The sequence below is a fragment of the Akkermansia sp. UNK.MGS-1 genome (genome assembly GCF_000980515.1).
Lineage (GTDB): Bacteria > Verrucomicrobiota > Verrucomicrobiia > Verrucomicrobiales > Akkermansiaceae > Akkermansia > Akkermansia muciniphila.
Genome location: NZ_LBCB01000012.1, coordinates 165,171 through 171,663, shown reverse-complemented (window position 1 = coordinate 171,663; position 6,493 = coordinate 165,171). Strand labels below are relative to the sequence as shown.

The window sequence follows — 6,493 nt, the reverse complement described above, 5'->3', positions numbered from 1 at the left end:
ATCCACCTGCCGTCAGCGGGATTGTAATAACGATAGTTGTAATAGACCAGGGCGAGTTCTTCGTCGTTCATCTCGCTGGACCATTGGACGGGCTGGACGAGGTTGCCTGTGCTGCCAACTGTCCCATAGGGCGAATAGTCGTAAGTTGCCGCGATCGTTCCCCGTGCGTCGAAGACCTCCGTCACGTTTTTGTTGAAGTCCCATCCATAGCAGTAAAGAGAGGCGGCCTGCACCAGGGCCAGGGGACGCGTGGCCACCGGTTCCAGAGGATCCCACAACAGTGTCCGAAGCACGTTCCGGTTGTCCAGCATGTCCAACGCCGCTAGTTGCAGGTAGCCGCGGTACAGGCAGCGTTCATGGCTGGTGACCGTGCCGTTTTGGGTTACTTTCTTCATGTAGCGCCGTCCCTGGTAATCGTAGCCGCATTCCACGACTGTCGCGCCGTCCCGGCTGGTGAAGCTCACCGCGCGGTTGGCCGCGTTGTACGCCACTGTCCAGATGCCCGTTGACGTCCTGATGAGCGTCTGGTTGCCCGAGGCGTCGTATTGAGGCGCAAAAGGCGCCTCCGCGTTTTCTTCAATGCGGGTATACTGGTTGAGTTCGTTGGCCGCGTAGGCGAGTTCTTGGGCCGGTTCCTGCGCCGTCTTGCGGTTGCCGATGTTGTCGTAGCTGTAACCGTAGGGGGCTGTTCCCAGAGTAGCCCCGGTGAGCTCGTTTCTGCCGTTGTAGCTGAAGCTGTCAGTACGAGTTGCTTCGGTTCCCCGCTGCTGGGTGCGGGTGACCGGGCGTCCCAATGCGTCGTAGCTCTGGCTGCGGGAGACCAGCACGGTTTCCCCCAGGCGGCAGTCTAGGCCGCTGAGCAAATCACGTCGCTGTTCGTAAGAAAGTTCCCGGACGATGCCGTCGGGCATCGCGAGGCTGGAGAGCAGGCTGCTTCCCGCCAGGTAGCCGTAGGCGAAGCGTTGCTCCGTTCCCCCGTGCATGATTCCGGCGCTGGCCAGCCTTCCGTCGGCTTCATAGCCCTGGCTGGCTTCCTGGAGGACACCGGTTCCCTGTTTCAGGGTATAGCCGGAGGAGCGTCCGTAAGTGTCGTAGTGTTCCTGGAGCTGGCAGGAGACTCCTTCGATGGTAATGGCGTCGGTGTCCGGTTCGTTGTAGGGGGTGTACGTGAGGACGCGCGAGCCGGAGGCGTCCGTGACCTGGGTCAGCTGGTTGAGGTGGTTGTAGGCGTACTGGATGCCGGGCGTGGAGTCGCTGTAGGAGACGGAGTTGTTGACCCCCTTCTTCAAGTTGTAGCCCCAGGTGGTGACCACCCCCCGCGCGTCCGTGAGCGTGGATTTGAAGTTCAGGGCATTGTAGGCGGTGTCTTCATGGGTGCCGTCCGCCCAGGTTTTGCGGGTGACGAGGCCCGTGGCGTCATCGTAGCTCCACGTAGTGACGTCCCCGTCCGTGCGTCCCGTGGGGTCGGCGGTGATGTCGCCCGCGTCCTCCCGGAACGTGGTGAGGCTTATCATCCTGTCCGCTTCATCATAGCCGAAGAGCAGGGGCTGGGTCCCCGTTCCCCATTGCGCCGTGTTGCGGCCCCGGAGGTCGTAGCCGTAGCAGGTCGTGTTGCCCAGGGCGTTGGTGACGACGGCAGGCTGGTCAAACCAGGGGCCGTAGGCGGTAGAAGTCGTGTTGCCCGCCGCGTCCGTCACCGAGATCGTGCGCCCGGCAAGGTCGGTGCGCGTCGTGACCGTGTTGCCCCGGCCGTCCGTGCTGGAGTAGATGACGCCGGTTTCCGTGTAGGCGCGGGTATGCGTGGCCGTGACGCCCGCATGGTCCGTCTGCGACGCGGTGAACCCGTCAATGACCGTGGCCGTTGCTATGACATTGGAAGTGGGAATGCTGCTTTTCTGCGTCCGGACGGCGCCCGGGCCGTATTCGCTCCATTGTTCGGAAGCGTTTCCCCTGGGGTCGATGGAAATGACTTTGCTTTCCAGCGTGGACGAGAGGGAAGAAAGAAGCGTTTTCTGCGTTTCGTCGCAGGTCGTTCCCCGGCCGTTGTTCCTGGTCGCCGTGACGACCTGGTACACGCCGTCTTCCGACTGTTCCGTGCCGTAGCTCCACGCGGTGATGCGCGAGTTGGACACGGTGGCCGGATCGGCAAGCTTCCAGGTTTCTTTTGTTCTGTTGCCGAAGGCGTCGTATTCCCACAGGGTCGGGGCCATCGTCGTGGCCGCGTTGCCCGCGTCCGTCTGTTCCTTGACCAGCTGCCCTTTGGCGTTGTAGGTGCGCCTCGTGTAAATGACTCCGCCGACGGTGTTGGGGATGCCCGTGCGCAGGGTTTCCCCGGCTCCGTTGACGATGCTGCGCTGCAGCTCGGTTTCCGTTTCCCCGGACACGGCTTTCGTGAAGGTCCGCACACCGTCGCTGACCAGGTCGATGGCGTAGATGACGTGCCGCTGCCCCGTGCCGGATTCTTCCATCACCGTTCCGTCCGGCGCGCTGCGCGTGATGAATGTAGCCCCGGAAGGGACGGTTTGCGTGACCGTCAGGCCGTCCTGGCTGTAGGCGTAGGTAGTGACCCGGCCCAGGACGTCCGTAGAGGAAGTCATTCTCCCCAGCAAGTCGTACTCCGTGCTTTCTTGGGTAGTCATCGCCCCCGTGTCTTGACGCGTGGAGAGCACGCGCCCTGCCGCATCCCGGGCGTAGGTGGTGATGGTTTCCGGCGTGATGACGGTTTCCCCGTCCATCACGGCGGAACGCGTGACTTCCACCAGTTGGCGCGCCGTGTCGTAGGAGTAGTCCGTCCTGATGCCGTTTTCATCGATTTCCCACAGCAGGCCTCCGTCGCACATCAGTTCGCGTTCCGTGAGCCGGCCGTTGCCCGCCGTCCGCTTCACCCACCGGTTCTGCGTGTCAAATTCGTAGACGGCGCTGCCCGTGAGCGCCCATTGCCCGGTGGAAAGCAGGAGGTAGTTTTCTTCCCTGACGCGCTGCCCTTCCGCCGTGATCCAGGTGACGGCGCGCGTGCTTTGTCCCGGCACGGCTTCTCCGCTGATGCGCGTTTCCACCGTTTCCGTGTAGAGGGCGCCGTGCTCCGTCGTGGCCGCGTAGTCGTGCCACGTTTGCACGCCGTCGAGGTCCCGGCTGAACCGCGTGCGTCCGCGGGCATGGATGTTGGCGGCTCCGGCCAGCCATTGTTCCTCCGCCGTCAGGCGCGTGCCCGCCACACCCAGGCCCGTGACCCGCCGTTCCGTTCTTTTGATGTGGTTGGCCGTCGTGTATTTCCAGGTGGTGGATGTCAGCGTTTTGACGTGTCCTTCCAGCGGAAGCAGGTCTGCCGTTTCCGTGGCCGGTTCGTCGTTGAAGTTGTCCGCCCCCGAATGCGCATAGGTGTAGCGCGTGATGCGCCTGCCGCTTTCCGCCCACGGTTCGTCCCGGCTGAGCAGGCGGCCGTAGAGGTCATAGGCGTCATGAGTCTGGCTGCCGTCCGGGGCCGTTTCCGTTCTGAGCCGTCCGCACTGGTCGTAGGCGTATTGCGTGGTTTGCTCCTCCGGGCTTCCGTAGCCTTCCGTCAGCGCGAGCAGCAGGTCGCCGACGTCCGTGGTCTGGTAGATGGCGCAGGTGCGCGCCGCCACGATTCCGTTTTTGGAGGTTTCCGTGACCAAGAGCCAGACCGCGTCTTCCGGTTCCAGTTCCGTGCGTGTGCGGAGGGTCGTGACGGCGTCTTCCCCCGTGCCCTGCCGCATGTTCCACGCCAGGCCGTCGTTCCACCAGGTGACGGCGTAGGGCTGCCTGGCAGGCGCCTGTTCCGTGATGGTGAACTTTTCCTCAGCATCCAGGGAAAGAATAAATGTTTTCAAGGGAGCGCCCGTAACGGTATAAAATCCCTGTCCGTCCGTTCCGGTGATTTGCCCAGGGGTATAGAGCGCGATGGTGTAACCCGTGGAGGTGACGTTTTCCACGTTGAGCAGGCCGTCCCACAGGTTCCAGATTTGCCTCAGCGAGCCGTCTCCGGCATGCCTGACGTCCAGATAGGATGACGCGTTGGAGATGACCTGCCTGTCCGTGGTGGTGTAGGAGAGGAGCGCTCCCGTTTCCGCCGAGAAGAGGTATTGGCTGCCGTCTTCCACCACCCAGCGCAGGCAGGATTGTCCTTCCACCGTGGCCAGCGCCGCACGCCCTCCGCCGCCCGTGTCCACCCCGATGGGCAGCACGGACCCGTCCGTGTAGCAGCGCATGGCAATTACCCGGTCTCCCTGCACCAGATTAAACCGTGCTCCGGGGACAATGCCCCCTTCCGGCACGTCCAGACGGCTGTTCAGGGGATGGTTGTAGGCCAGTGAGGAGGGTCTTTCCAGGCCGGAGACGTTTTCTTCACCCCTCAGTTCCACCCGGCCCGCAGGAAGCCCCCCCAGTCCCCGGAACATTCCGAAGTTGCAGGACCAGTACATCAGCGTGGCCGTGCTTTCCGCCGTCACGCTGCACCCCGCCGAGCTGTAGTTTCCCAGGGCGCCGCTTTCCATGCCCGCCTCAGGGCCCGACCGGGACTGCGGCGGGGAGGGCGGCGTTCCGCCGCTGTTGTCGCACGTGTCTCCCTCGCAGGGACACGGTTCGGGTTCTTTCCTGCCCCCCGGTTCCGTCGGCACCACGTCGATGCTGTAGTTGCAGATGGAGGTGTTGCCGCTTGCCGGATTGTAGTCGATGTTGGTCTGGCTGACTTCCCAGCTGTAGGTGCCGGAGGGGAGCTGCGCCCCGCCGGTCCCCGTGTGGTATTTGTGCCCGCCCTGCTCGCCCGCCGTCTGCGGGTTTTCCTTCAGATCCACCTGCGCCACCACGTTGCCGCCGGAGTCCTTTACCTCCAGGCTCCCCCAGTCGTCCACCCCCAGGAAGAGCGAGCAGGTGCCGTAAAGTTTTTTGCCCTCCGCTCCTTCCGGGATGGTGAATGTGCCTTGCGCGCTGTAGCCGTCCGCCGGCGTGCTCGGCGGCCCCACGGTTCTTTCCTCATGGATCCGGATCGCTTCAAACGGTAGCGGATCGGGCTCCGGAGCTGCCTCCATGCCCCGCCTGCCGGGGCTGCCGCCGGCTCCAAAGTACCATTTCCGGTAGCCGGGAACGGCAGAACGATGGACGGAGGAGGAACGATGAGGCGGATTCATCAGGTATTCAAGAGTCGGGGGTAATGAAGGAAGCGAGGGGGGCCGCCCTTTCCTGATCGTTTTATCAATAGTATGATCTGAAGTCGGTGTCGATAGAATTTTATTTGTATGTTTTTGATTTTTTATAAAAGATGGTCATTATTTTACACGAAAAGATAATATTATAATTCTTACGTTCAGTGCATTCCCTTAATAGACATCAATGTTGTCTGTTTGTTAGAAAATGTTTTCCTCTCATGCTGAGCCCTTGACAGGAGGCCATCCCTTCCGGGCATCAGTCCAATTCCTGTAATCAATGTTTTTCTTTCTCGAAGAAAGATGGGGCCGTCGCTGTCGGACGGGGCCTGCTTAGGTTTCGTCCGGCATTTCCAAGTACGGTCTCCTGGATTACTGGGAACCTTCCGGTGTAACATTTATTTTTTACGCTGCGCGACGATGAGGAAGCAACTGTCTGATATTTTATTCCTGGTTCAAGGAAACCTGATAATGAAAAAAACTCCCGACAGCCGATGCCGCCGGGAGTTTTTACAGAGCGTCTTAAGAAGGAATCTTCTTTAGAAACAGAGACCTTCCTTGGCGTTGGCTCGCATGAAGTCGCGGTTGAGGCGGGCGATGTTGTCCACGCTGATGCCTTTCGGGCAGGCAGCTTCACATTCATACTGGTTCGTGCAGTTGCCGAAGCCTTCCGCTTCCATTTGCTTCATCATGGCCAGGACGCGCTTGGAACGTTCCGGCTGGCCCTGCGGCAGCAGATTGAGATGGGCGATCTTGGCGGAGGTGAACAGCATGGCGGAGGCGTTTTTACAGGAGGCCACGCAGGCGCCGCAGCCGATGCAGGCGGCCGCGTCAAAGGCGGCGTCCGCCTTCACTTTTTCCACGGCGATGTTGTTGGCGTTCGGCGCGGAACCGGTACGCACGTCAATATAGCCTCCGGAGGCGATGATGCGGTCCAGGGCGGAGCGGTCCACCATCAGGTCCCGCAGGATTGGGAAAGCCTTCGCGCGGAAGGGTTCAATCCAGACGGTATCGCCGTCCTTGAACTTGCGCATGTGAAGCTGGCAAGTGGTCACCTGGCGTTCCGGCCCGTGGGGAATGCCGTTGATGGTCAGGGAGCACATGCCGCAGATGCCTTCCCGGCAGTCGTGGTCAAAATGGATGGGTTCCTTGCCTTCCTTGACCAGGCCTTCATTGACGATGTCCAGCATTTCCAGGAAGGAGGCGTCCACCGGAATGTCCTTGGCGGCATAGGTCTCAATGCGGCCCTTAGCTTCCCGGTTTTCCTGGCGCCAGACCTTGAGAGTGAGATTGAGTGTTTTAGCCATGTTATAATCTTTCTTTTGAGTGTTAAT

General features: G+C 61.2%; 2 protein-coding genes. Both read right to left on the bottom strand.

Features of this window, described 5'->3' with window-relative positions; genetic code table 11:
* The coding region (locus WW58_RS08355) for an RHS repeat domain-containing protein (RefSeq protein WP_046436829.1) at window positions 1-5,144 on the bottom strand (5,144 nt) is incomplete at its 3' end.
* A 554-nt stretch (window positions 5,145-5,698) separates the two neighbouring features.
* Entirely contained in the window at window positions 5,699-6,466 is a 768-nt protein-coding gene (locus WW58_RS08350) for a succinate dehydrogenase/fumarate reductase iron-sulfur subunit (protein ID WP_046436827.1), read from the bottom strand.
* Window positions 6,467-6,493 lie beyond the last annotated feature (27 nt).